The sequence below is a fragment of the Flavobacterium suaedae genome (assembly GCF_014642915.1).
Lineage (GTDB): Bacteria > Bacteroidota > Bacteroidia > Flavobacteriales > Flavobacteriaceae > Flavobacterium > Flavobacterium suaedae.
The window spans coordinates 387131-411146 of the sequence record NZ_BMJE01000003.1 but is presented as its reverse complement, the minus strand read 5'-3'; the positions used below and the strand labels follow the sequence as shown (position 1 = coordinate 411146).

The window sequence follows — 24016 nt, the reverse complement described above, 5'->3', positions numbered from 1 at the left end:
TTGGTATAAGTTAATTTTGTTTTGTAAGATGTCAATTGTAAAAAAAGCAGAAAATTATTTATTCGGCTTATTCAAAGATAAGTTATCTCCCAGTTTTATCTACCATAATTTTAACCATACTTTACGTGTAGTTAACAGTGTTAAACTTTTAGCTGAGAAAAGCGAGGTTAATGAAGAAGATACTGAGATATTACTTTTAGCAGCTTGGTTTCACGATTCGGGTTACACTGAAGGGTGTAAAGACCATGAAGAAAAAAGCTGTTTGATAGCGGAGAAGTTTTTAAAAGAGAATAATTATCCGGAAGATAAAATAGCCAGAATTATTCAGCTTATAATGGTAACTAAGCTGGCGGCTAAACCTGATAATTTACTGGAATATATTATTCGTGATGCTGATTGCTCTCATTTTGCTGAAAAAAACTATAATAAACTTGCAGAGCTTTTGCGAGAAGAGTGGAGACTTACAATGGATAAAGAGTTTACTGATGTGGAGTGGGCTACTGCAAACAGAGACATATTGATGTATAAACATCGTTTTTATACCGATTATGCCAAAGAGAAAATGCAGCCTGTAAAGGAACGTAATATAGCAGTACTTCAGCAAACTATAAATGATATTGAAAGTTCTAAAGAAAAGACATCTAAGGATAAATTAAACAAAAAGAAACTTGAAAAATTAACCCGTCCTGACAGGGGTATTGATACCATGTTCAGGATTACGCTTAATAATCATACACGCCTTAGTCAAATCGCTGACAGTAAGGCGAATATTATGATATCGGTTAACGCAATTATTATATCAGTCGCATTAACGGCTTTAATACCAAAACTGGATAGCCCTGCTAATTCACACCTTATAGTACCTACATTGATATTAGTGCTTTTTAGCGTTACCTCAATAATATTTGCGATACTTTCTACGCGCCCAAAAGTAACAGGAGGGACTTTTACAAGAAGTGACATTGACGAAAGAAAAGTAAACCTGATGTTCTTCGGGAACTTTTACAAAATGCCTTTGGAAGAATACAACTGGGCTATGAATGAAATGATGAAAGACAGGAAATACCTGTATGACTCTTTAATTAAAGATTTATATTTCCTTGGGCTTGTATTGCATAGAAAATATAAGTTATTAAGGATAACCTATAATATTTTTATGGTGGGTATTATTATATCAGTAGCGGCATTTGTATATGCATTTAGCTTGATATAATAATAAAAAGCAAAGAGCAGGAGTTATTTACTCTCCAGCTCTTTTAATAAATCTTCGTAGCTATAGGTTTGAGATGATTCTATATTAGCATCATAAACTACAGATACCCGTAATGCTTTAAGCCCTGTAACACCTTGTAAGTCTTCAACATCAAAGTGTTCTATAACACTGCTTAGCATTTTTTTGTGTTGCAGGAACTTAATGTAACGTTTATACTCAATTTCTTCCTGCTTTTGCGTGTATACAATAGTAATTTTACCTTTCTCAGTAATGCGCTCTTTAGTATCTTTTATAAATGACTTATCGATACGTTTTTTTACTACTTCATATCGGGCATTATAAGTGCCGTCTACATCAAAACGTTTTTCATCCATCCTGAAACGTATAGAAATAGGGGAACTGAATACCAATATTAAAGAAGTTACATCAAGCTCGCATGGCAATGCAGGACGTATTTTGTAATACTCATTTTCCATTTCGCACATAGCTTGTAACTGCCATAGCCTTAAATTTTGAAGGTAAAGCGGGTTGTAAGGGTGCTTAGGAGCTATAGATGCACCTATGTACAAGTTGTGTTCTACACCATCAGTTTTAAAACGCTCATAGTAGTGCGGATAGAACTTTTGCGCTTCTGCCTGTTTTTTATCCAGTACATCGGCAAGATGTTTATTTATTATAGAAAGTGCTTCATCAAAATCTTTACGATTATCATATACCATTTTTACTCTTTCATCAAGAGTATCAAAATAGTCAGTTATGTGCTCATGTATTTTAGTATTCACAGTATCAAAATGTTCTAACACCGGATGTACTTCATGAAGAATATAGTTTTGTATTACAGCTTCAGAGTCTGCTTTAAACTCTTTTCGCACTTTAGTCTTCATATTCTTCAACTCAAACATGTGCTGCTCTATTACAGGCAATTGTTCATGTTTGTATATAAAACTGAATAAGTCCAGCAGCCTGTCTAGCTGTTTTATTAAATCCTGTTCAGTAGATTCATTCCTTGCAGTAGAAGAGCCTTTTACATCAATTTGCCCGTATAGCGGATAAATCTCTTTGAAAACAATTTCTTTATAAGCAAAGTTTTTATGGTTTCGTGCATTAATATGACGCAAGGCCTCAGCCCTAAATTTCCAGTAAACACTGTGGTGTATGGCTGTGTACTCTTTTTGTATTATGGCATCTACCTGATTTTGAAGTTCAGAATAATATCTGTCTATACTATCCGTTAAAAACGGCATTATATAGGATAGCTTATTGGCATTAATACTGTTTAGCTCTCCCGGTCTTGTTGAAACAAGCTCTATAATACCAAACAGCTTATCATTTTTAATAACTGGAGCCAGTATACAGCTTTTTATTCCCTGAGATAATAGATGTTTAGCAAAATCAGCATCTCCATGGCATTTATTAGCAAAATTCTCAATGTCCGATACTACGAAATATTTGCGTTTATCCATTAGCTTCTCTAAAGAGCCGTCACAAAATACAGAGTTACAGTTTATCTCTTTTTTTGTTTTTAAAATAAAACTCTTAACATCTTCAAAAGGAGAAAGCTGGAAAATATTATTTTCAATATTTGTTTCGGTAAAACCTATTCCTAAATCAGGGATATTATATATGGATTTAAATATATTTTCAAGACTGGACCTTGTTAGTTCGTCAAACTCATCAGTTTTTAACAAGTTCGTTTTAAGGTTAGATATAGCACTCTCGGTAGTAGCATCAAACAGCGACATAATAGCAAAACCCTTTAGCACCCAGCTTGTAGCAGGGAACTTTTCCTGCCATAGCTCAAGGTTATCAAAGCTGTCCATTAAAAGATTTACGTCTTCCTCAGTAATTTTAATAGCCTTGTCGGTAGGTATAATATCAATAAAATCGGCATTATACATTATCCTGTAATGCTTTATTACTCCCGCAGCATCAGGTATATCATAAAACATCGGACGTTTAAAATCAAAATGGTAACCGTAATACTTGTTTAATATCAGGCAACAGCAAAGTACATAAAATTCATGGTCGCTTAAGTCCCTGATGTTCATATCGAAACTATCACCGGCTTCGTCCAGTATTTCTTTAAACCTGTCAGTAAAGTTGAAGGTTATATTGTAAAAAGGTATTGTTGCAGCTTTTATTTCGTTACTGCTTAGAGCTGTTGGAAAAAGGTCTGCTAAAAGATTTTTTATTAAACTTTTATGCTTCTCCATATCAGCAGGATCAGTAATCCCTTGCCTTATTTCAGGATGTTCCGAAGCATGTTTCAATAAAGCTTTAGCATAATCAGACCTGTAGTCTATATCAGACGCAGCAATCTTTTCCAGTTTTTCCAATACTTTGTGAAAGGAAATCTGTACCTGAAACGGACTACTGTTAAACAATTGCTCAAGGTTCATTTTGTTTGTGGTGTTTTATAGAGCACAAAGTTACGAAAAATCGAATTGAACCTAAGTTACATAAAATAAACTTGAAACGAGGGTTTTTAAAAGGATTTTAGGTAATAATTATACTATTTTTGCGATAATGCTACTAATATGAACCATCTTTTAAATTTAAACCTGCCCAATAATATAAAACTTACAATTAAGCGTGAGGATTTACTACATCCGCATATATCAGGAAATAAGTTTAGAAAGCTGAAGTATAATGTTATAGAAGCTCAAAAACAGAAAGCTGATACATTACTTACGTTTGGTGGGGCATACTCAAACCATATAGCGGCAACAGCAGCAGCAGGAAAAGAGTATGGTATTGCTACCATAGGTGTTATCAGGGGAGAGGAAATAGCGGATAAAATTGATGCGAACCCTACGCTTAGCTTTGCCAGAGATTGCGGAATGCAATTTGAATTTATATCACGCGAAGCGTACAGAAATAAAACAGCACTTGACTATACAGAAACATTGCATAAACAGTTCGGAGCATTTTATTTACTGCCCGAAGGCGGAACAAACGACTTGGCAGTTAAGGGTTGCGAAGAGATATTAACAGAAGAGGATAAAGCATTTACCCATATTACCTGTGCCATAGGTACAGGAGGGACTATCTCAGGTATAATAAATAGTGCTTTGCCAAACCAAAAAATTTTAGGTTTTCCAGCACTTAAACATGCAGCTTTATCAGCTGATATTGCTAAATTTGCAAAGCAGGATAACTGGGAGCTTATTGAGGACTATCACTTTGGTGGCTACGGAAAAATAAACGAAGCACTGGTGAATTTTATAAATGAGTTTCGTGATGAAACAAATGTTCCCTTAGACCCTGTATATACTGGAAAGATGGTTTTTGGCGTTATAGATATGGTGAATAACGGGTATTTTCCCGAAAGTTCTAATATCCTGATGATTCATACCGGTGGCTTGCAGGGAATTGCAGGGATGAATCGGGAATTGAAACGAAAAAAACTACCTTTAATAAAAACCTGAAATTAATGATAAGAAAGATTTTAGCCCTTGTGGTTTTAAGTTTACTGGTAAGTTGTGGCTCTTCCTACACAAGCAGAAAGAAAAGTGGTACTAAAACAACAAATACCCGTAAGGATAGAAATACTTCGCGAAACAGAACACGTACTGCAAGTTCCGGTAATAACCGTAACGATTCAAGGAGCAAACAATCCGAAACCTTAGAATCTACTTCTAAAACAGTAGTATATGCTGATGTTGTTAAACAGTATATAATGGACTATAAAGAAGTAGCTAAAAGCAACATGGCAAACTACGGTGTGCCGGCAAGTATTACCTTGGCGCAAGGTATATTAGAGTCTGGTGCGGGTAGGGGAACACTGTGTGTTTCTGCAAATAACCATTTTGGTATAAAATGCCATACAGGATGGGAAGGCGATAAAGTATACCATGATGACGATGCTGCTCAGGAGTGTTTCAGAAAATATGATGATCCTGCGGACTCTTACAGGGATCACTCTTTATTCCTAACAGGAAGAGGAAGATATGCTTCATTATTTAAACTGGACAGAGATGATTACAAAGGCTGGGCACGCGGGCTTAAAGCTGCCGGTTACGCTACAGACCCAAGATACCCTAATAAACTTATAAGCCTTATAGAACGTTATGACCTTGCACAGTATGATGCTGAGGTGCTTGGTAAATCATATACTCCGAAACAGGATGACCCTGTAAAACAGCAGCCTGTAGCACAAACACAACAGGCAGGAGGTGCAGGTACTTATACTGTAGAAAAAGGTGATACACTTTACTCAATATCTAAAAAACATAACCTAACAGTAGATGAATTAATGCGCCTGAACAGGCTTTCAGGTACAGCATTGTCTATAGGTCAGGTTTTAAAAGTAAAATAAAATGTTATACCAAAGAAGTAGTGCCCTGTTTAAAGAGGCAGAGCAGGTAATACCCGGAGGGGTAAACTCACCTGTGCGTGCTTTTAAGGCAGTGGGCGGAACTCCTCTTTTTATTAAAGAGGCAAAAGGAGCGTATCTTTTTGATGAAGATGACAACAAATTAATAGATTACATTAACTCATGGGGACCTATGATATTAGGTCATGCATATGAACCTGTAGTTGAAGCGGTAATTGAAAGAGCTAAAAAAGGAACATCATTCGGTACACCTACTGCGTTGGAAAATAAAATAGCAGAGTTGGCAGTAAGTATGGTTCCTAATATTGATAAAATACGTTTTGTAAACTCAGGTACAGAGGCGTGTATGAGTGCTATTCGTTTAGCAAGAGGGTATACAAAGCGCGATAAAATAATAAAGTTTGCAGGCTGCTATCACGGGCACTCTGATTCATTCCTTATACAAGCCGGTAGCGGAGCCGTAACTTTTGGTACGCCTAACAGTCCCGGTGTGACCGAAGGCACAGCAAAAGATACCCTGTTAGCTACTTATAACGACCTTAAAAGCGTTGAAGATTTATTCGCTGCCAATCCTGATGGTATAGCCGCTATTATTATAGAACCTGTAGCCGGTAATATGGGGTGTATACCACCGCAGGAGGGCTTTTTAGAAGGTTTACGCAAACTTTGTGATGTTAATAATACATTGCTGATATTTGATGAGGTAATGACAGGTTTCAGGCTTGCTAAGGGCGGAGCACAGGAAGTTTTTGGCATTAAAGCTGATATTGTAACGTTTGGTAAAGTTATTGGCGGTGGGCTGCCTGTAGGTGCTTTTGCAGGACGTAGTGAAATTATGGATTATCTTGCTCCTGCAGGACCAGTATATCAGGCAGGAACATTATCCGGTAACCCGTTGGCAATGGCAGCAGGTTATGAAATGCTTAAAGCTTTAAATGCCGATGAAGAGGTATATGATAGACTGGAAAAAAAGACTGCCTACCTTGAAAAAGGTTTAAGAGAGGTACTTGAAGCTTCGGGAGTTAATTATACTGTTAATAGGAAAGGTTCTATGATTTCAATACACTTTAGTAAAACTGAAGTGAAAGATTTTAGTACAGCAGGAGAAGGTGATAATGATAACTTTAAAAAGTTCTTTCATGGTATGCTGGCAGAAGGAGTTTATATAGCACCGTCAGCTTACGAAACATGGTTTATTACAGATGCTTTAACGTATGAAGATTTAGACTTTACTATAAAAGCAGCAGAAAAAACATTACAGCAATTAAAATAACTAATTAATCTAAATAAAAAAAGCTCCCAATTTTGGGAGCTTTTTTTATTTATAAATTTTACTCTTAGTGAGTAAGTATATTCATTAACTGTGGGTTGTCATCAAGTTTAGCAACTTGGTCTTGAGGAACATTTCCTCTGATTTTAGCTTCAATAGCATCAGCAAGAATATCTTTACGCTCTTGGCTTAAGTTTTTATCAGCTAATATTCTGTGCTTATTTTCAAATAAACCTTTAAAATTTTTCTTCTGATCTTCTGATAATTCAATAAATTCAGAAAGAGCAGTAACATCTTTAAGAGCTGCTTTTTTTATAGCTGCTTCATCAACACCTTGTTGCTGTGTAGTCGTAGCTTTTGTAGCTCTCTGCTGAGCATTAGCAGCATAGCTAAAACCAAGCATAATAACGAGAATAGCAATTATTTTTTTCATGATTGTTTAATATGTGTTTAGTGTTTAATAAAATCAAATCTAATTAAATTTTAAAACAACACAAAACTTTAACATTAAAAAGTTAGCCTCTTCGGTGTTTTTTAATTTTTTTTGCTCTTTTTGTTATTTTTTCTTTGCGCTCCATTTCCATCTTTTCAAATTTTTCATATTGCTCAGGAGTTAATATTTTTTTCATTTCTCGCTTCATTGCAATCTTGTTGTCCAGTCTTTGGCTTTGCATTGCAAATCGTTCATCTTTGGTAGGTTTCTTACCGTCTTCCTTTTTTGCTTTTACAGTTGCTCTAAACGCCTCTCTTTTTTTGCTTTCTGCAAGAAGTAATTTTTTTATTTCCTTTTGCTGATTGTCATTTAGATCAAGCTCCAGTGTTAAATGCTTTACATGAAGTTCCGTTCTTTGTTCCGGGCTAAGTTGTTCTCTTCCTTCACCACCTCTTCCTTCAAAATGTTGTGCCGAAGCAGCCAAACCAAATAGCATTGCAGCTACTAAAATTAACTTTCTCATAATTCTGAATTTTTAAAGTTTATAGTGTTAAGACATGAAATAGACAAAAAGGTTTAATTTTAATTGATTATTTTATTTCATAAGTGGTTTTTGAGTGGTATTTTTGCGGTGTGAAAAAACTCATATTCATATTCGCAATATTTATGCTGGCAAAGCCTGTACTACCGGTATTGGAATATGTATTAAACTATGAGTATATAGCTACTGAACTTTGTGAAAATAAAGATGAGCCTGAACTTAAATGTAACGGTAAATGTCACTTGATGAAAGAACTTGCAAAGGCTTCTGAAGATGAAAAACCTATCTCTAAAGGTAAAACATTACATCAGGAAACAGAAGTTTTATTTTACGAGCCTATAGCCGGTTTTACTTTTGATAACTACAATTTTTTATATAATAAAAAGCAAATAAAAGGGTATAGTAACTTATATACTCACCTTGCCGAAGTTTCATTTTTTCACCCTCCCGCTTTAGTATAATTAAAATTTTTCAGATTACTTTTTTACACATAACTCAATAATTGTTAGAGGTATAGTGTAAGTTATTTATGTGCAATAATTACTCCGTAAAATAGTATTTGGAGGAGGTATTGTACCCAAAAATCAATTTTAATTTACTATAAAACAAACTAATAAAAATGAAATTTAATTATATAAAAACTGTAGCTCTTGCAGCTATAGCAACTGCTTTTATTTCTTGTTCAAGTGATGATGATGCAACCGGTGAGGTAATTGGCGATACTTATGGCGATGTGGAGTTCTATTTTGATAATGGCGCTGCCGGAAATTCACTTATATTAGGTGTTCCTTTTACTAACTCAATGGATGAGGCACTAACGGTTAATAAGCTAAACTACATTGTAAGTAATTTTGTGCTTATTGATGCAGATGGTAATGAAGTAGTATACCCTAAAGAGGAAAGTTACTTTATTACTAACCAGCAAGATGAAGTTAAAACAGTTCACCTTGAAAATGTACCTGCCGGAGATTATAAAGCGGTACGATTTGGTATTGGTGTAGATGAGCAACGTTACCTGCAAGGGGAAACTGCTCAGCAAAGTTTCTGGGATTTAGCAGCCGCTAATGACCTTACATGGACTTGGAGTACAGGTTACCGTTTTGTAGTTTTTGAAGGTACATTTACTTCTCCTGAAAATGCAGAGCCGTTACTATTTAAAGTACACCAGGGTAGTAATACCGAGACAGATAATTACAGAGAAGTTACCCTTACACTGCCTACTACTGCACGCGTACGCGAAGGAGAAACACCTAGCATTCACTTAATAACAGATGTTAACAAGTTATTGGATGGTGAAACTAAAATTTCTTTACACGATAACCTAAATCAGGCAGGTACAGCAGCAGCAATTATGGGAGGTGAAAACCTTATAAAAATTGCTGATAATTCTACTGAAATGTTTACGGTAGACCACGTTCATAACGGAGCGGGTCACCATCATGAATAATTTTTAATAATCCTGCTCTTTATATTCGTTAAGAGCAGGGTTCTAAATCAATTTTAGTATGAAAAAGATTTTCATGATAGGCTTACTGGCATTGTCTTTTATATCATGTAATAAAGATGATGGCTATGAAGCTGTAGTAAACGAAAGGTTAGATTTTGTTGTTCCGGCAAACTTTCCAGCTCCTGCACAGGATATTGAGCATAACTATCCTACACAGAAAGGTTTTGAACTGGGTAGAAAATTGTTTTACGATACTCGCCTTTCTGCTAATAATACCATTTCATGCTCTTTTTGCCATGAGCAGGAAAATGCATTTACCCACCACGGGCATACGTTTAGCCATGGTATATATGATCAGGAAGGAACACGAAATGCCCCTGCGGTACAAAATATGGCTTTCCAGTCGCAGTATTTTTATGACGGAGCATCCGATGCTATAGATATGCTTTCTATAGCGCCAATACACAACCCTGTGGAAATGGATGAAACGTTGGAGAACATAGCTGTAAAACTAAAGCAAGATAAAGAATATGTAAAGTTGTTTAATCAGGCTTTTGAGGGCGGACAAATAACATCAGGTAATATATTGAAGGCTTTAGGGCAGTTTATGACAATGATGGTATCGGCTAACTCAAAGTATGACAAATTTGTGCGTAGCGAACCGCCGGGAAATAATTTTAACCAAAAGGAAATGCAGGGGTTGGAATTATTCAGGCAAAAATGTGCGTCGTGCCATGCTACCGATATATTTACAGACAGTAGTTTCCGTAACAACGGTTTACCACCAAACCCAAACCTTAACGACTTGGGCAGGGAAACAGTAACAGGTTTTAAGCGGGACAGATACAAGTTTAAAGTGCCAAGCCTTAGAAATGTTGAGCTGACAGCGCCTTACATGCACGACGGGCGTTTTGGTTCATTAGAATCTGTATTGAACTTTTACAGGAACGGAATGACAGATTCTGAAACGCTTGATGAACAATTAAGAGCAGAAGATGGGACATTGGGGATTCCGCTTACTGATGAAGAAAAAGAAGCACTTATAGCTTTCCTGAAAACACTTACAGATGAGGAGTATATAAATAACCCGCTGTTTTACTATCAAACATAGATACAAATGAAGAAATATATAATAGTACTGGTTTTAGTATCAGTACAAAACCTGTTTGCGAGTAACCCACCGTACGATTTTAAACAATATTTAGCGATGCTTGAAGATTGTGATGCTTGCGGTTGCTCGGCAAGTGGCGGCGGAATGGGTTTTAGCTCTATGCTTAACCAAAACTTTATAGGTGTACGGTACTTTTACCAAAGCTATTCCAGTAGAGATGGGGTTTTTAATAACTCCCCCTGGATAGATGAAAACTTTAATACCGTTCAGTTATGGGGTCGTGTGCCGATAACCGAAAAGTTTCAGGTTACTGTTTTAGCACCCTATCATTTTCATAACAGAGAATTAAGCACAGGGGAACAAACTATAGACGGATTGGGCGATATAACTTTGCTGGGACTTTATACCGTTTATAAAACAGAGAAGGACTCCGCTAAATATTACCATACACTTCGTGCAGGAGGAGGGGTTAAAATGCCTACAGGAGATTATAATGGTCAAAATAACGGCAGTGTAAACCCAAGTTTTCAACTGGGAACAGGTAGTTGGGACTACCTGCTCGCAGCGGAATACATTATTACAAAAAATAATTTTGGGTTGAACACTATGCTGAATTACGCTATTAAAACGGAGAATAGCGAGGAGTATCAGTTTGGTAACCAGTGGAATTATGGCGCTACTTTGTTTTATATGGTAGAGCAACCAAAATATACCCTTGTACCGCAACTTGGATTGTCAGGCGAAGTATACGACTCCAATAAACAATATGGTGAAAACTTGCCAGATACCAAAGGGAATATACTGTTTGGTAAAGCGGGAATTGAAGCCGGAATGGGTAATTTTTCAGTTGGGCTTAATGCCATGCTACCGCTAAGTCAGGATTTAACAGGTGGTAAGGTAGAGGCCAATTATCGCTGGTCGGTTAACCTTAATTATAGTTTGTAATGATTCTTAAAAAAATAGACTCATTAAATAACATATTATAAAAAATCACATTCTGTATAGCGTTGTAAATGTAAATAATTAAAAAAGAGGTATTTAGTGAATGGTAGATGTTAAAGTAGTATTAATATTTTATAGATTTGTACGAAAGATTATTATAAATATAAACTCTTCTTACTGATGAAATCGAAATTGTTACTATTGACTTTCCTGCTTTTTGTTGTCCATGTTTTTTCGCAATCACATTTAACTGAGGACTATAAAGTATATGTATGCTTTAAAGATAACCAGTTTCATGCTACAGAGGAGTTTCAAACCTTTCTTATCTCAAATAATGCTGTAATAGAAAAGGGTATAAAAATTCCTGAAGATCATATAGAGTATTTAAAAAAACAATCTCGAAAGTTAAGGGGTAACAGCAATTCAATTGAAAAGCTGGATAGGATTTATAAAATCACTTTCTCTTACGAAGACGAGGCTTTGCTAGACAAAACATTAGAACAATTATCACATTTTGATGCAGTAGAGTATTCTGTTGAAATTACTAAGCAATCGCCAATACAGCCGCCTACAGATATTCTTCCTGTTACCCCTAGTTATTTTCTTTCACAGGAATATATACAAAGTGATCCGGGAGTAAATATGCAATATGCGTGGGATTTAGGGTACGCAGGTGAAGGAATAAGACTTTTCGATATTGAATATGGTATAAACCTTGAACATGAGGAGTTTAACTCAACTAATGCATCTGTGGCTGAGGGAATGACAGTTTCTGCCGATGTTACCCCCGCTTATTCAGAACATGGAACAGCTTCTATAGGTATAGCATATGCCGATAATGGTTTATATGGTATAACAGGAATGGCAAATGAACTTGAGGAAGTCGTTTTATTTCCCGAATGGACAGAACAAAATGGTTATGACCGCTTTTTTGCTATTGCACAGGCTATAAATAACTCGGTAGCCGGAGACATTATAATGTATGAAATGCAATCGCCGGCATTTACACAGGAGGACTTTGTACCTGCCGAATATAATCAGTTAGCATGGGATTTAACCAAAGCAGCTACTGATGCCGGTATTGTTATAGTGGCAGCAGCAGGAAACGGAAGCCAAAATTTAGACTTGGAACAATTTTCGGCATATATAGACAGAGGTGACAGTGGTGCTATTATAGTAGGAGGAGGATCTTCTGATGCTAATCATGAGCGAATGTATTTCAGTACCTATGGCAATAGAGTAGATGTGCAGGGGTGGGGACAAAATGTTATTTCTACCGGATATGGAAATTTATACTCTATAGGAGGTGATTTTAATCAAAATTATACAATGTTTAGCGGAACAAGTTCTGCAACACCTATAGTAGCATCTTGTGCAGCTGTTTTGCAGGCTTATTATCATGACAGAAGTGGAGGGGAGTACCTAACAAGCCAGCAGATAAGGGAAGTTTTAAAGCAAACAGGAGTGCCGCAGGGTATGGTTACTATACTTGAGCCTATTGGTCCACTTCCTGACATGGAAGCGGCAATACAATATATTGAGGCTAATATATTGAACAATCAGTCTTATTCAATAGCTCATAAAAAATTGAGTTTATTTCCAAACCCTGCAAATGAAAAAATTACACTTTTACTCGAGAATGTTACTGATGAATTTGAAATCAATATTTTTAATGCTTTAGGGCAGTTAGTACATGCTGAAAAGGCTGTACTTGGCAGAAAAGAAATTGATATTTCGAATATAGAAAATGGGGTTTACTTTATTGAAGTAAAAAATAATAGTACTAAACAGTATTTAAAGAAGTTTATAAAGAAATAAAAAAGGCTGCCATATGGCAGCCTTTTTTATTTTTATCCTTTATATTCTACATTTTTAGCGTCACCATTCACAATTACTTTTACAAGACCATGTTTGGTTAAGCCCTTCATAGCAGTATCCCATTTTTTACCGCTAAGCCCTGCTTCCGCTTTTAGTGCGTCTAGTGCTAAGTTATTGCTGTTTGCTTTAAGTATCTCTGCAATAGCTTTTTCCTGCTCTGTAAGTTCAGGGCCTTTCTTTTCAGGGCGCATTTGCGGGAAAAATAATACTTCCTGTATAGACTGGTTGTTAGTAAGGAACATAATAAGCCTGTCCATACCAATACCAAGCCCCGATGTAGGGGGCATACCGTATTCCAGCGCACGAAGGAAGTCGTTGTCTATAAATTCTCCTGCTTCGTCATCACCACGTTCGCTTAGTTTAAGCTGTGCTTCAAAACGCTCCCTTTGGTCTATAGGGTCATTAAGTTCGCTGTAAGCATTTGCAATTTCTTTACCACATACCATAAGTTCAAAACGCTCTGTAAGTTCCGGGTTATCACGGTGTTCTTTACATAGCGGACTCATTTCCTTAGGGTAATCAGTAATAAAGGTTGGTTGTATAAAGTTACCTTCACACTTTTCACCGAATATTTCATCTATCAGTTTACCTTTACCCATAGTATCATTTACCTCGATACCCATGCCTTTGGCAGCTTCAAATATTTCTTCTTCAGTTTTGTCTGTAATATCAAAACCTGTAAACTGCTTTATCGCATCCGTCATGGTTACTCGTGCATACGGTGCTTTAAAGTTTACTTTGTGTTCCCCAAATGTAGCTTCGGTAGTACCGTTAACTGCTACTGCACAATGCTCAAGTAGTTTTTCGGTAAACTCCATCATCCAGTTGTAGTCTTTATAGGCTACATATATTTCCATTGCGGTAAACTCAGGGTTATGCGTTCTGTCCATCCCTTCATTACGGAAGTTTTTAGAGAACTCATAAACACCATCAAAACCGCCTACAATAAGTCTTTTTAAGTATAACTCATTTGCTATCCGCATGTATAATGGTATATCAAGCGAGTTATGGTGTGTTACAAACGGTCTTGCTGCTGCACCACCCGGTATAGGTTGCAATATTGGGGTTTCAACTTCAAAATACCCTTTGTCGTTAAAAAAGTTACGCATAGCGTTAAATAGCTTAGTACGCTTTACAAATACTTCTTTAACCTGTGGGTTAACTACAAGGTCTACATAACGCATGCGGTAACGTAGCTCTTCATCAGTAAAGCCGTCGTGTACCTTACCATCAGCATCCGTTTTAGGTAATGGTAATGGGCGCAGTGCTTTACTCAGTAGTTTAAAGTCAGTTACTTTTATGGTTTTTTCCCCTACTTTGGTAGTAAAAAGTTCACCTTCTATACCTACAAAATCACCAAGGTCGGTTAGTTTTTTAAATACTTCGTTATAAAGTGTTTTGTCTTCTCCCGGGCATATTTCATCACGGTTAATATAAAGTTGTATACGTCCTTCACTATCCTGTAACTCAGCGAAAGATGCTTTACCTTGTATACGGAAAGACATTATGCGTCCTGCTACGATAACCTGTTTACCTTCAGCAAAATCATTCTTTACCTGTTTACTTGTGTGGTTTACAGGAAAGAGGTTAGCAGGATAAGGATTGATGCCTAATTTGCGTAGTGCATCCAGTTTTTCTCTACGAATGATTTCTTGTTCTGAAAGCTGCATGATTATTTAAGTTTTATAAGCCCGCAAAGATAATTGATTATTACTAAACTGACAATTATTGCTTTCTTGTAATAGAGGTAATAAATAGTTTGCTAAAATCAGTATATTTGGCAGCATATCAATAAAAATTACTTATGAAAACAAGATTATTTTTACTTGTCGTTGTAATGATGACATTTTTTACCACATCGTGCAGTTTTAAAGAAAAGATGGTACTTAAAGAAGATGGTACAGGTACTATGCATATGGAAATGGACGGCTCTATGCTTATGATGATGGCAGGGGATAAAATGGAAAAAGAGGGTGAGGGTCCTACTAAAATTGATTCTATCATTTCGTTCGGAGAGTTGTTTAAAGAGAAAAAAGATAGTATAGCGCAGTTGCCTAAAGATAAACAAGAGCTTATAAAAAATCTTGAGAAATGGGATATGCATATGCTTATGGATACAGAAACTAAAGAGATGATTATTGGGATGGAAACCAGTTTTGATGATGTATCCGGATTAGAAAATACATTAAATGCTTTTAGCGAGCTGAAAAAACTTAATGATAAAGAAGGTGCTCCGGCGCAAGGACCGGGGTTAGGAGTAGGGAATGAGAATACAGAGGTTAAGTATTTTTATAATGGTAAAACTTTTAAAAAGGAAGTTATTTATAACAAGCCTGAAACTGATGAAGAGGAGGATGATTCTATGGAAATGTATAAACAAATGTTTGCTGAATCTACTTATGTGGTAGATTATACTTTCCCTAAAAGAATAAAATCGGTTTCTAATAAAGATGCTGTTATTAGTGCAGACAGAAAAAATGTAGTTATAACATATAGCTTTATGGAGTATATAGAAAATCCTGAAATATTAAGTATGACTATAAAATTTGAATAAATATAAAAGTAAATAATATCGCAAGTAGCCACGCATTCGCGTGGCTACTTGTTTTTTAATAAATAGGAGATTGGGTAATAAGTTTTGTAAATTTGTAATTCAATTGTAGGTAAAGCGATATGAACAAAGAAGTAAGGTTAACCGATTTAGGTAAGAAAGATTATAAAGATACCTGGGATTTACAGGAACAACTTTTTAAAGGGATACTTGACTTAAAAATAAAAAACAGAAGAGAGGAAACTAATATCCCTACCCCAAATTACTTTTTATATGTAGAACACCCGCATGTATATACGCTTGGTAAAAGTGGTGATATTGAAAATCTATTACTAAATGAAAAGCAATTAACAGAAAAAGGAGCAACATTTTATAAAATAAACAGAGGGGGAGATATAACATATCATGGACCCGGACAAATTGTGGGTTATCCTATATTAGATTTGGAAAATTTCTTTACAGATATACACAAATATCTCCGTTTCCTTGAAGAAGCTATTATTCTTACTATGAAGGAATATGGTCTTTCCGCCACAAGAAGTGAAGGTGAAACCGGAGTTTGGTTAGATGTTGGTACACCTTTTGCTAGAAAAATATGTGCGATGGGCGTTAGAGCATCCCGATGGGTAACCATGCACGGTTTTGCTTTTAATGTAAATGCTGATTTAGGTTATTTTGATAATATTATACCGTGTGGTATAAGAGATAAAAGTGTTACTTCTCTAAATGTGGAGCTTGGAGTTGATAGAGTAGATGAAGAAGAAGTGAAAGAAAAAATATTGAAGCATTTCACTTCTCTATTTGAAGCAAATATAATTATTGATAAAAAAGAAGAATCAGTATAAGTTTTATTCAAAACTTATTTCAAGTTGTTCAGGCAGTAACCGGAAAGATTTACGGTGGTACTTAGTTATACCATATTTACGAATGGCTTCACGGTGTTCCTTTGTGGGGTAACCTTTATTTTTTTTCCAATTGTACATGGGGAACTCTTCATGGATTTTATTCATGTACTCATCTCTGTATGTTTTAGCTAAAACAGAGGCTGCAGCTATACTTAGATATTTGCCGTCGCCTTTTATAATACATTCGTGGGGAATATTATTAACAGGTTTAAATCGGTTACCGTCTACAATTATATATTCAGGAATAGGGTTAAGTTGCACTATGCAATCCTGCATCGCCTTTATTGATGCGTTGAGTATGTTTATGTCGTCTATAACAACTGGTTCAATATGGGTTACGTGGTAACAAATAGCTTGCTGTTCAATTATAGGACGAAGTAAATCCCGGTTTTTTTCTGTGAGTTGCTTTGAGTCGTTTAACAACTCAATTTTAAAATTTTCAGGTAATATAACAGCAGCAGCAGTTACGGGTCCTGCAAGGCACCCTCTTCCTGCTTCATCTGTTCCTGTTTCAAAAATTTTACCTGAATGATTAGATAATAACATGTAAACCAAATTATGTTAATTAACGTACAAATCTATAGGATAGGGGTTAAAATAAAAAATTAACATCTGTCAATAGATAATAATTTATATTTTTGCTAATCTTTTTTGTAGAAAATGTTATTAATTTAATTTTTCTCATTAAACTTGCTATTAACTATTAATTTATTTAAGAAATGAAAAAAAATAATGTAAGGCTATTTGCTTTGGCTTTGGCATTTAGTGGAAGTGTTTCCGCTTTTGCCCAAACCCCCGAGCAGAGAGCTGAGATTGTAAAACATTATGATCAAAAGAAAAATCAAGAGCTATATGAAAGGTTGAAGAGGCAGGAAGATGAAAGCTATAAGAAAGCACTTCAATTAGCTGAAGAAAAAGGCTGGCCTCTTGAAATAGAAAAAGAAAATGGAATTAAGTCCTTACTTGTAGGGGTTACAAAAAATAATGATCCTGTTTATATAATGCCATATAATGAAGGCGCTGCTGTTACAGCAAGAGTTACTCCTGTAAGATCAGGAGGGCCATTATTATTGGATTTAAATGGTCAGGATATGGTTATTGGTATATGGGAGCCTGGAAATGTAAGAAAAAATCATATTGACTTAACTGGCAGAGTTACCGTTATGGATGGTGCTAATTTCACTTCTCATGATAGTAATAATGGTCATGCTACACACGTGTCGGGTACTATGATTGGTTCGGGTTTAGGAGATGCAGATGCTAAAGGTTTAGCATATCAAGCCACTCTTCTTGCTCATAATTCTTTTAACGATGTATCTGAAGCTTCTGCCAGAGCAAGTAATGGTTTGCTAGTTTCTAACCATTCTTACGGGCTAGATTTTGATGTGCAACCAGAATGGGTTAAAGGGGCTTATACAGATTTTGCAGCAGCTTGGGATCAGGTCACATATAATCATGAATACTATCTTCCTGTATTTGCTGCAGGTAATGATCGTGTTGCAAATGAAAAAGATATACTTGTGGGAGATGTAGTTTCAAAAAATACGGTTGGGGTTGCAGCTACTTTACAAGTGAATAATTATATAGGACCTTCTTCTGTTCAGATTACTTCGTTTAGTAGTTATGGTCCTACAGATGATCATAGGGTTAAACCTGATATTGCAACTAAGGGTCAGGGAGTTTTCTCTTGTTATTCTGAAAGTAATACAAGTTATGCTACATTACAGGGTACTTCAATGGCTGCTCCTGGTGTTACTGCTTCTTTAGCGTTAATGCAGCAGCATCACGGAAATCTGCACGAGGGTAGTTTTATGAGAGCGGCTACACTTAAAGCGCTTATGATTCATACTGCTGATGAAGCAGGTACCTCTGATGGTCCTGATTACCGTTTTGGATGGGGGCTAATTAATACGGCTGCTGCTGTGGGGCTTTTAACTGCGGATAAAAATCAAACAACTGCAATAGTTGAAGAGAATACTTTAACTCAAAGTGGAACTTATCAAAAAACAGTAAAAGCGGGTCCCGGAGGAGAGATTAAAGTTACTATTTCTTGGACTGATCGTCCGGGTAATGTTAATAATGGAGTGGAAGATTTAGAGACTCCTGTTTTGGTTAATGATTTAGATGTTAGAGTTAGTGATGGGACCAATACTTATTTGCCTTGGAGATTAAATACTATTACCTCTATTGCTGAAAAAGGAGATAATTATGTTGATAATGTTGAGGTTATAGAGATTGATAATGCAGATCCCGGTGCTTCATACACTGTTACGGTTAGTCATAAAGGAAATCTTCAAAGTTTTGCACCTCAAAAATATTCTCTGATTATTAGCGGTATTACAGATATAAATTCTGTAAGTAATAGTGAATTTTCAAAGTTTGGTGTTTATCCAAACCCAGCTAACGATGTTTTAAATATAACTTTAGATGGTTCTTTAGAAGGACAAAGTACTAAAACTGTTCTTTATGATGTTCAGGGTAGGTTTGTGAAAAACTTTGGGGGGTCTAAAAATAACTTAGATGTTTCAGGTGTAGCTCCTGGGATATATTTACTTACTGTTGATGTTAACAATGGTGCTTACACAGAGTCTAAAAAGATTGTAATTAAATAACTTTAATTATATTTTTAAATAAAAATCAATTTTATACGCAACCTTCTTAATAATTTGTATCTACATAAAAAAGAGTTTTATATTTTGTGATAATTTATATAATAGATGTGACTATTATTCCTGTATAATGCTTGTTTTATTGATAAATTATTAAGAAGTTTGCGGTTAACTAACTCAAATTAATAAAGTATGAGATCGAAGTTTACTTGGATTATGACGCTCTTATTAGCGTTTTCATTTACGTTCTCTTATGCACAAGAGAAAACAATCACAGGTACCGTTTCAGATCCTTTGGGTCCGATTCCGGGAGCTAATGTTTTTGTTAAAGGAACACAAATAGGTGTGCAAACAGATATTGATGGAAAATATTCCATTAATGCAAGTGTAGGTGACGTTTTAGAGTTCTCCTTTGTAGGGTTTGCAACTCAAACAGTCCCTGTAGGTCAAACTAATGTTATCAATGTTACTTTGGAGGAAAAAGCCAAGGTGCTTGAAGGGGTTGTTGTGGATAAGTATAGGAATATTACTCCTGTTACTTCGGCTTCAGCAATGGCAACTGTATCTGTTGAAGAGGTAGAAGATAGAGCAAATGCTTCTATTATTCAAAACCTTCAAGGACAGGTAGCAGGTTTGAATATTGGTACAGGTTCTGGGCAACCAGGGGCGGATAGTACTATTATTCTTCGTGGTGTAGGTTCTATTAACGGTAATATTGAGCCTTTGTTCATCGTGGATGGTATTCCTGTAGATGAGGATGGTTTTAGAAGTATTAGTCAAAACGATATTGCTTCTTACAGTATTTTAAAGGATGCCGCTGCTACTTCGATATATGGTAACAGAGGTGCGAATGGTGTAATTGTAATTACTACTAAGAGAGGTAGATATAATCAGAAACTTTCTTTCAGATATACTACACAATTTGGTTACACTAAACTTCAGAATTTAAATATGGAACTTATGAATAGTAGAGAGCTACTTGAGTTCCAAAAAGCAAATGGAGTGGGGCTTGGTGCTTCACTTACTGATGCTGAACTTGATTTAAGAGCTCGTCAGGCTAACACCTCTTGGAAAGATGTGTTCTTTAGAACAGGTGTTACTAAATCTCATGATTTATCTATTACTTCAGGTTCTGAAAACAGTACTAACTTTACTTCATTAAGTTATTTTGAACAAGATGGTACTTTCTTAAATACTAATTTTAAGCGTTTTACTGTAAGGAATAACTTTGCAGGTAAATCTGACAACGAGAAGTTTAATTACTCTATGAACTTAAACATTAACTTCTCAAGATCAAACGGTATAGATGGTGCAGGCTCAAATGCAATTTTCTTTGCTCCGTTTAGAGCTGCTTTACATGGTCTTCCTTATCTATCTCCATACGATCCTGATGGAAGTATAACAAACGATGGTGGTGTTGTGCCGGGAGACCCTAATTCGGTTACTCCAAATGTAGTGCCATACGTTCTGTTAAATTCAGTTAATATGAATACAGATCAGGAAGATGAACTTAAAATATTAGGTAGTTTCTCTGCTGATTATAATTTTGCTGATAACCTTACTGCAGCAATTCAGTTAGGTGTTGATTACTCAGCTTTCAAATTGTTAGAAATACTTCACCCTAATAGTATATTAGGTCCTTTCCAAGTTGATCAGAATGCTGAATATGGTGGTATTCAAAGTGAAGATGCTACAAGAGATTTCAGATTTAACTCTACTGTTAGCTTAAACTATAATAATACATTTGCTGAAAAGCACAATATTGATGCTTCGGTATTTGTTGAATACTATAAAGCTCATTATGATGGTATTAGTTTTGATCAATTCGGTCTTGACCCTAGATTAGTAGGTACAGGTTCTGGTTTCATAGATTCAGGTATATTTGAAGATCTTGATGATAATGTAAATACACCTGATACACAGCCATATATTCCTTCAATAGGATCATTCAAGGTTGAGGAAGGTTTATTCTCGTATTTTGCAAACCTAGATTATGATTATGACAGAAGATTTGGTATTTCTGCAACAGTAAGAAGAGATGCTTCTTTCAGGTTTGTTGACGATAACCAATGGGGTACATTCTGGTCTGTAGGTGGTAGATGGAATCTTGAAGCTGAATCATTTATGGAAAACTCAAGAGATGTTGTTGATATGTTAAAGTTAAGAGCTTCTTTTGGTACATCAGGTAACCAACGTGTTAACAATGCTCAGTACTCAATTCTTAACCAATATCTTAATCTATATGGTGCAGGGAGCGGATATAATGGTACAAGTTCTACAGTTCCTACTCAAATTGCATATAGAGGTTTAAGATGGGAAGAGATGGAGCAATCAAATATCGGTATTGATTTCGGTTTTTGGGGTAATAAACTTTCAGGTAGTATAGATGTATATAAAAAGTTAACAACTGACTTGTTCCAAGATACACCAATATCTCCTATTAATGCTACTTCAAGTATTGATACTAACATTGGTGCAATGCAAAACCAAGGTTTAGAGGTTACTTTAAAGTATGTAGTATTTAAAAATGATGAATGGAGAGTTTCTGTGAATGGTAATACTTCGTATAATAAAAATGAAATAAGAGAATTACCTGCTTCTTATGACGGTATAGTGTTTGGAGGAGGTTCAAGTGCTTTAATCGAAGGATCTCAAATTAACACATTCTACGTTGTTAAATATGCAGGAGTTAATCCTTCAAATGGTAACCCATTGTTTTATACTGCTGATGGTGGTCTTACAGAAACATTATCAGATGCAGATAGAGTTGATACAGGTAAGTCAATTTATCCTGTATGGCAAGGTGGTTTCGGTACAAGCGTTAACTATAAAGGATTTGAGTTTAATACTCAATGGAGTTATTTTGCAGACCTTTACAGAAACAACTTAGACTATGCAGAATTAGAGGAAACAAATGTTGTAGATGATGGGTCTAACAGGGTAGTTTCTACAGCTAATGCATGGCAACAGCCTGGAGATATAACAAGTGTTCCTCGCGTAGGAAATCCTTTTGGAGCAGTTGATTATATTAACTCTACAGACAGATATTTAGAAGATGCTTCTTTCTTAAGATTAAGAAATATTCAGTTAGGATATACCTTTAGTGATAAAGTATTAGAAGATTTACCGATTACAGGATTAAGATTCTACGTACAGGGCGAAAACCTTTTAACTTTCAGTTCATGGAGAGGATGGGATGCTGAAGGAGGATTCAGATCTACTGATAGAGGTAATTATCCTACACCTAGAATATACACTTTAGGAGCAGTTGTTAATTTCTAAAAAAAAATGAAAATGAAAAAAATATTTAAATTTAGTTTACTTGCTTTATTTGTAGGAGCTGTTTCTTGTGATGATGCAATAGATATTAACCAAGAAAATGAGCTGACTGAGGAAAATGCATACCAAACTGTTGCAGATTTACAGACAGGTTTAAATGGGGTGTATGCTGCTTATGTTCCTGATGCTGGTTCTAATGGTACTGGGGATGTCATATTGTTTAATGATCTTTTTACTGATAACATTAAAAGAGGTCTTAGCAGTAGTGGTCAAGGTAATCAGGTATATAACTTTATTCTTCAGCCTGGTAGCCAGTTCCCTGCAACATTATGGTCTAACAGATATGCGTTAATTAATTATTCTAACAGACTTTTAAAAGCATGGGACAGGATATTCCCTACATTAGAAAGTGGTCCAGATATTGAAACTGCAAATCAAATAAAAGCTCAGGCACTTGCGTTAAGAGCGATAGGTCACTTTGAACTTCTTCAATATTTCACAGTAAATTATGAAGATCCTAGTGCTCCGTCTATAATACTTTTAGACTTTGTTCCTGAAGTAACAGATGTATTCCCTAGAAATACAGTTGGCGAGTCATTTGAGTTTATTAATAATGATTTAAATGAAGCAGCTGATTTAGTGGGTGATTTTTATGCTAAAGATGTAGCCTCTCCTTTTAACGCATACTATATAAATGGGGACGTTATAAAAGCTCTTCAGGCTAGAGTAGCTTTATTTCAAGGAGATTATACTTCTGCAGGTACTTATGTTGATGCTATAGAAGATAATTATACTTTATCAGATACTGAAACCGGTACCTATCAAGCTATGTATAACGATGATACTACGACTGAAGAGAATATATGGACGTTAGCAAGAAAAGATGGTGATAACGGAGTTGTTGCTCTATTCTATGCGAACAGTGCAGAAATAGATGGAAGCCCGTTCTTTGAAGCTTCATATGATTTATATGATAGCTTTGAGGCAAATGATTTAAGAACATCTGTTGTTTTTAATGAAGAAGATGGTGAAACAACTTCTCCTGGCGATATATTACTTATAGGTAAGTATCCTGGTGGTTCATTTGGTGTTCAGGTAAATGATGTAAAATGGATAAGATGGGCAGAAATGCTATTAATCCGTGCTGAAGTTCAGGCTCGTGCAGGTATGCTTACTGAAGCTGCAGCTACAATTGAAACATTAAGAGACTCGAGATATCAAGGTAATGCACCTTCTGTTTCTTATGGTTCACTAAATGCAGCATTAGCAGATATCTTACTAGAAAGAAGAAGAGAGCTTTGTTTTGAAGGACACAGATATTTAGACCTTAAAAGACTTGGTGCTGACATAGGAGAAGGAATTGATCGTGATGATAGAGATTGTGCATCATTCTCTGCTCCATGTAATTTACCAGCAGGTGACTATAGATTTACATTGCCTATACCTACTGTTGAAATTAATGCTAACCCTGGTATAGAGCAAAACCCGAATTATAATTAAA

19 protein-coding genes are annotated in these 24016 nt (G+C 35.6%); 14 read left to right on the top strand and 5 right to left on the bottom strand.

The features are described 5' to 3' along the window. Positions 1 to 28 precede the first annotated feature (28 nt). A complete protein-coding gene (locus IEW45_RS07790; protein WP_188620665.1) occupies positions 29 to 1213 on the top strand; it encodes a Pycsar system effector family protein in 1185 nt (394 codons plus the stop codon). Positions 1214 to 1236: 23 nt separating this feature from the next. Here the strand turns inward: IEW45_RS07790 and IEW45_RS07785 are convergent, their stop codons facing one another. Continuing rightward, positions 1237 to 3612: a GAF domain-containing protein gene (locus IEW45_RS07785; RefSeq protein ID WP_188620664.1), complete on the bottom strand. Its 2376-nt coding sequence runs from the start codon at positions 3610 to 3612 to the stop codon at positions 1237 to 1239. Positions 3613 to 3750: 138 nt separating this feature from the next. On the opposite strand from IEW45_RS07785, the gene IEW45_RS07780 reads away from it, so the two are divergent. Genes IEW45_RS07780 through hemL form a run of 3 tightly spaced genes read left to right on the top strand, consistent with a single transcriptional unit; the run spans position 3751 to position 6822 of the window. Next, positions 3751 to 4641, top strand: a complete 891-nt coding sequence (locus tag IEW45_RS07780) for a 1-aminocyclopropane-1-carboxylate deaminase/D-cysteine desulfhydrase (RefSeq protein WP_188620663.1) — start codon at positions 3751 to 3753, stop codon at positions 4639 to 4641. Positions 4642 to 4646: 5 nt separating this feature from the next. Further along, complete coding sequence (locus tag IEW45_RS07775; protein ID WP_188620662.1) at positions 4647 to 5531, top strand: glucosaminidase domain-containing protein; 885 nt, start codon at positions 4647 to 4649, stop codon at positions 5529 to 5531. A 1-nt stretch (position 5532) separates the two neighbouring features. Then, positions 5533 to 6822: a glutamate-1-semialdehyde 2,1-aminomutase gene (gene hemL / locus IEW45_RS07770; protein WP_188620661.1), complete on the top strand. Its 1290-nt coding sequence runs from the start codon at positions 5533 to 5535 to the stop codon at positions 6820 to 6822. 64 nt (positions 6823 to 6886) lie between these two features. Here hemL and IEW45_RS07765 read toward each other — a convergent pair whose 3' ends face one another. Beyond that, a complete protein-coding gene (locus tag IEW45_RS07765) occupies positions 6887 to 7252 on the bottom strand; it encodes a hypothetical protein (RefSeq protein ID WP_188620660.1) in 366 nt (121 codons plus the stop codon). A gap of 82 nt (positions 7253 to 7334) precedes the next feature. After that, the gene (locus tag IEW45_RS07760; RefSeq protein ID WP_188620659.1) at positions 7335 to 7775 is read right to left on the bottom strand and encodes a Spy/CpxP family protein refolding chaperone; all 441 of its coding nucleotides are present in this window, start codon (positions 7773 to 7775) and stop codon (positions 7335 to 7337) included. 110 nt (positions 7776 to 7885) lie between these two features. Here IEW45_RS07760 and IEW45_RS07755 point away from each other — a divergent pair, with 110 nt between their 5' ends. From IEW45_RS07755 to IEW45_RS07735, 5 genes are all read left to right on the top strand, one after another. Next, entirely contained in the window at positions 7886 to 8254 is a 369-nt protein-coding gene (locus IEW45_RS07755; protein WP_373283175.1) for a hypothetical protein, read from the top strand. A gap of 158 nt (positions 8255 to 8412) precedes the next feature. Next, the gene (locus IEW45_RS07750; RefSeq protein WP_188620657.1) at positions 8413 to 9240 is read left to right on the top strand and encodes an MbnP family protein; all 828 of its coding nucleotides are present in this window, start codon (positions 8413 to 8415) and stop codon (positions 9238 to 9240) included. A 58-nt stretch (positions 9241 to 9298) separates the two neighbouring features. Further along, positions 9299 to 10351: a cytochrome-c peroxidase gene (locus IEW45_RS07745; RefSeq protein WP_188620656.1), complete on the top strand. Its 1053-nt coding sequence runs from the start codon at positions 9299 to 9301 to the stop codon at positions 10349 to 10351. A 6-nt stretch (positions 10352 to 10357) separates the two neighbouring features. Further along, the gene (locus IEW45_RS07740) at positions 10358 to 11296 is read left to right on the top strand and encodes a transporter family protein (RefSeq protein WP_188620655.1); all 939 of its coding nucleotides are present in this window, start codon (positions 10358 to 10360) and stop codon (positions 11294 to 11296) included. 177 nt (positions 11297 to 11473) lie between these two features. Further along, a complete protein-coding gene (locus IEW45_RS07735; protein ID WP_188620654.1) occupies positions 11474 to 13111 on the top strand; it encodes a S8/S53 family peptidase in 1638 nt (545 codons plus the stop codon). Positions 13112 to 13143: 32 nt separating this feature from the next. On the opposite strand, the gene lysS is transcribed toward IEW45_RS07735, so the two are convergent. Then, a complete protein-coding gene (gene lysS / locus IEW45_RS07730; RefSeq protein ID WP_188620653.1) occupies positions 13144 to 14841 on the bottom strand; it encodes a lysine--tRNA ligase in 1698 nt (565 codons plus the stop codon). Between the two features lie 134 nt (positions 14842 to 14975). Here lysS and IEW45_RS07725 point away from each other — a divergent pair, with 134 nt between their 5' ends. Together IEW45_RS07725 and lipB are read left to right on the top strand one after the other, a co-directional pair. Further along, positions 14976 to 15725, top strand: a complete 750-nt coding sequence (locus IEW45_RS07725) for a hypothetical protein (protein WP_188620652.1) — start codon at positions 14976 to 14978, stop codon at positions 15723 to 15725. Positions 15726 to 15844: 119 nt separating this feature from the next. After that, positions 15845 to 16567 (top strand): lipoyl(octanoyl) transferase LipB, encoded by a 723-nt coding sequence (gene lipB, locus IEW45_RS07720; RefSeq protein WP_188620651.1) that lies wholly within the window; start codon positions 15845 to 15847, stop codon positions 16565 to 16567. A 3-nt stretch (positions 16568 to 16570) separates the two neighbouring features. Here lipB and rnhB read toward each other — a convergent pair whose 3' ends face one another. Next, positions 16571 to 17173 carry a ribonuclease HII gene (gene rnhB, locus IEW45_RS07715; RefSeq protein ID WP_188620650.1) on the bottom strand — a complete coding sequence of 201 codons (603 nt, stop codon included), beginning with the start codon at positions 17171 to 17173 and terminating at the stop codon, positions 16571 to 16573. A 173-nt stretch (positions 17174 to 17346) separates the two neighbouring features. Between rnhB and IEW45_RS07710 the strand changes: the two genes are divergently transcribed. The 3 genes from IEW45_RS07710 (at position 17347) to IEW45_RS07700 (ending at position 24015) form a co-directional block, all read left to right on the top strand. Continuing rightward, positions 17347 to 19239, top strand: a complete 1893-nt coding sequence (locus IEW45_RS07710; protein WP_188620649.1) for a S8 family serine peptidase — start codon at positions 17347 to 17349, stop codon at positions 19237 to 19239. 189 nt (positions 19240 to 19428) lie between these two features. Further along, positions 19429 to 22518, top strand: coding sequence for a SusC/RagA family TonB-linked outer membrane protein (locus IEW45_RS07705; protein WP_188620648.1), 3090 nt, complete (start codon positions 19429 to 19431; stop codon positions 22516 to 22518). Between the two features lie 12 nt (positions 22519 to 22530). Next, positions 22531 to 24015: a RagB/SusD family nutrient uptake outer membrane protein gene (locus IEW45_RS07700; RefSeq protein ID WP_188620647.1), complete on the top strand. Its 1485-nt coding sequence runs from the start codon at positions 22531 to 22533 to the stop codon at positions 24013 to 24015. Position 24016: the final 1 nt, after the last annotated feature.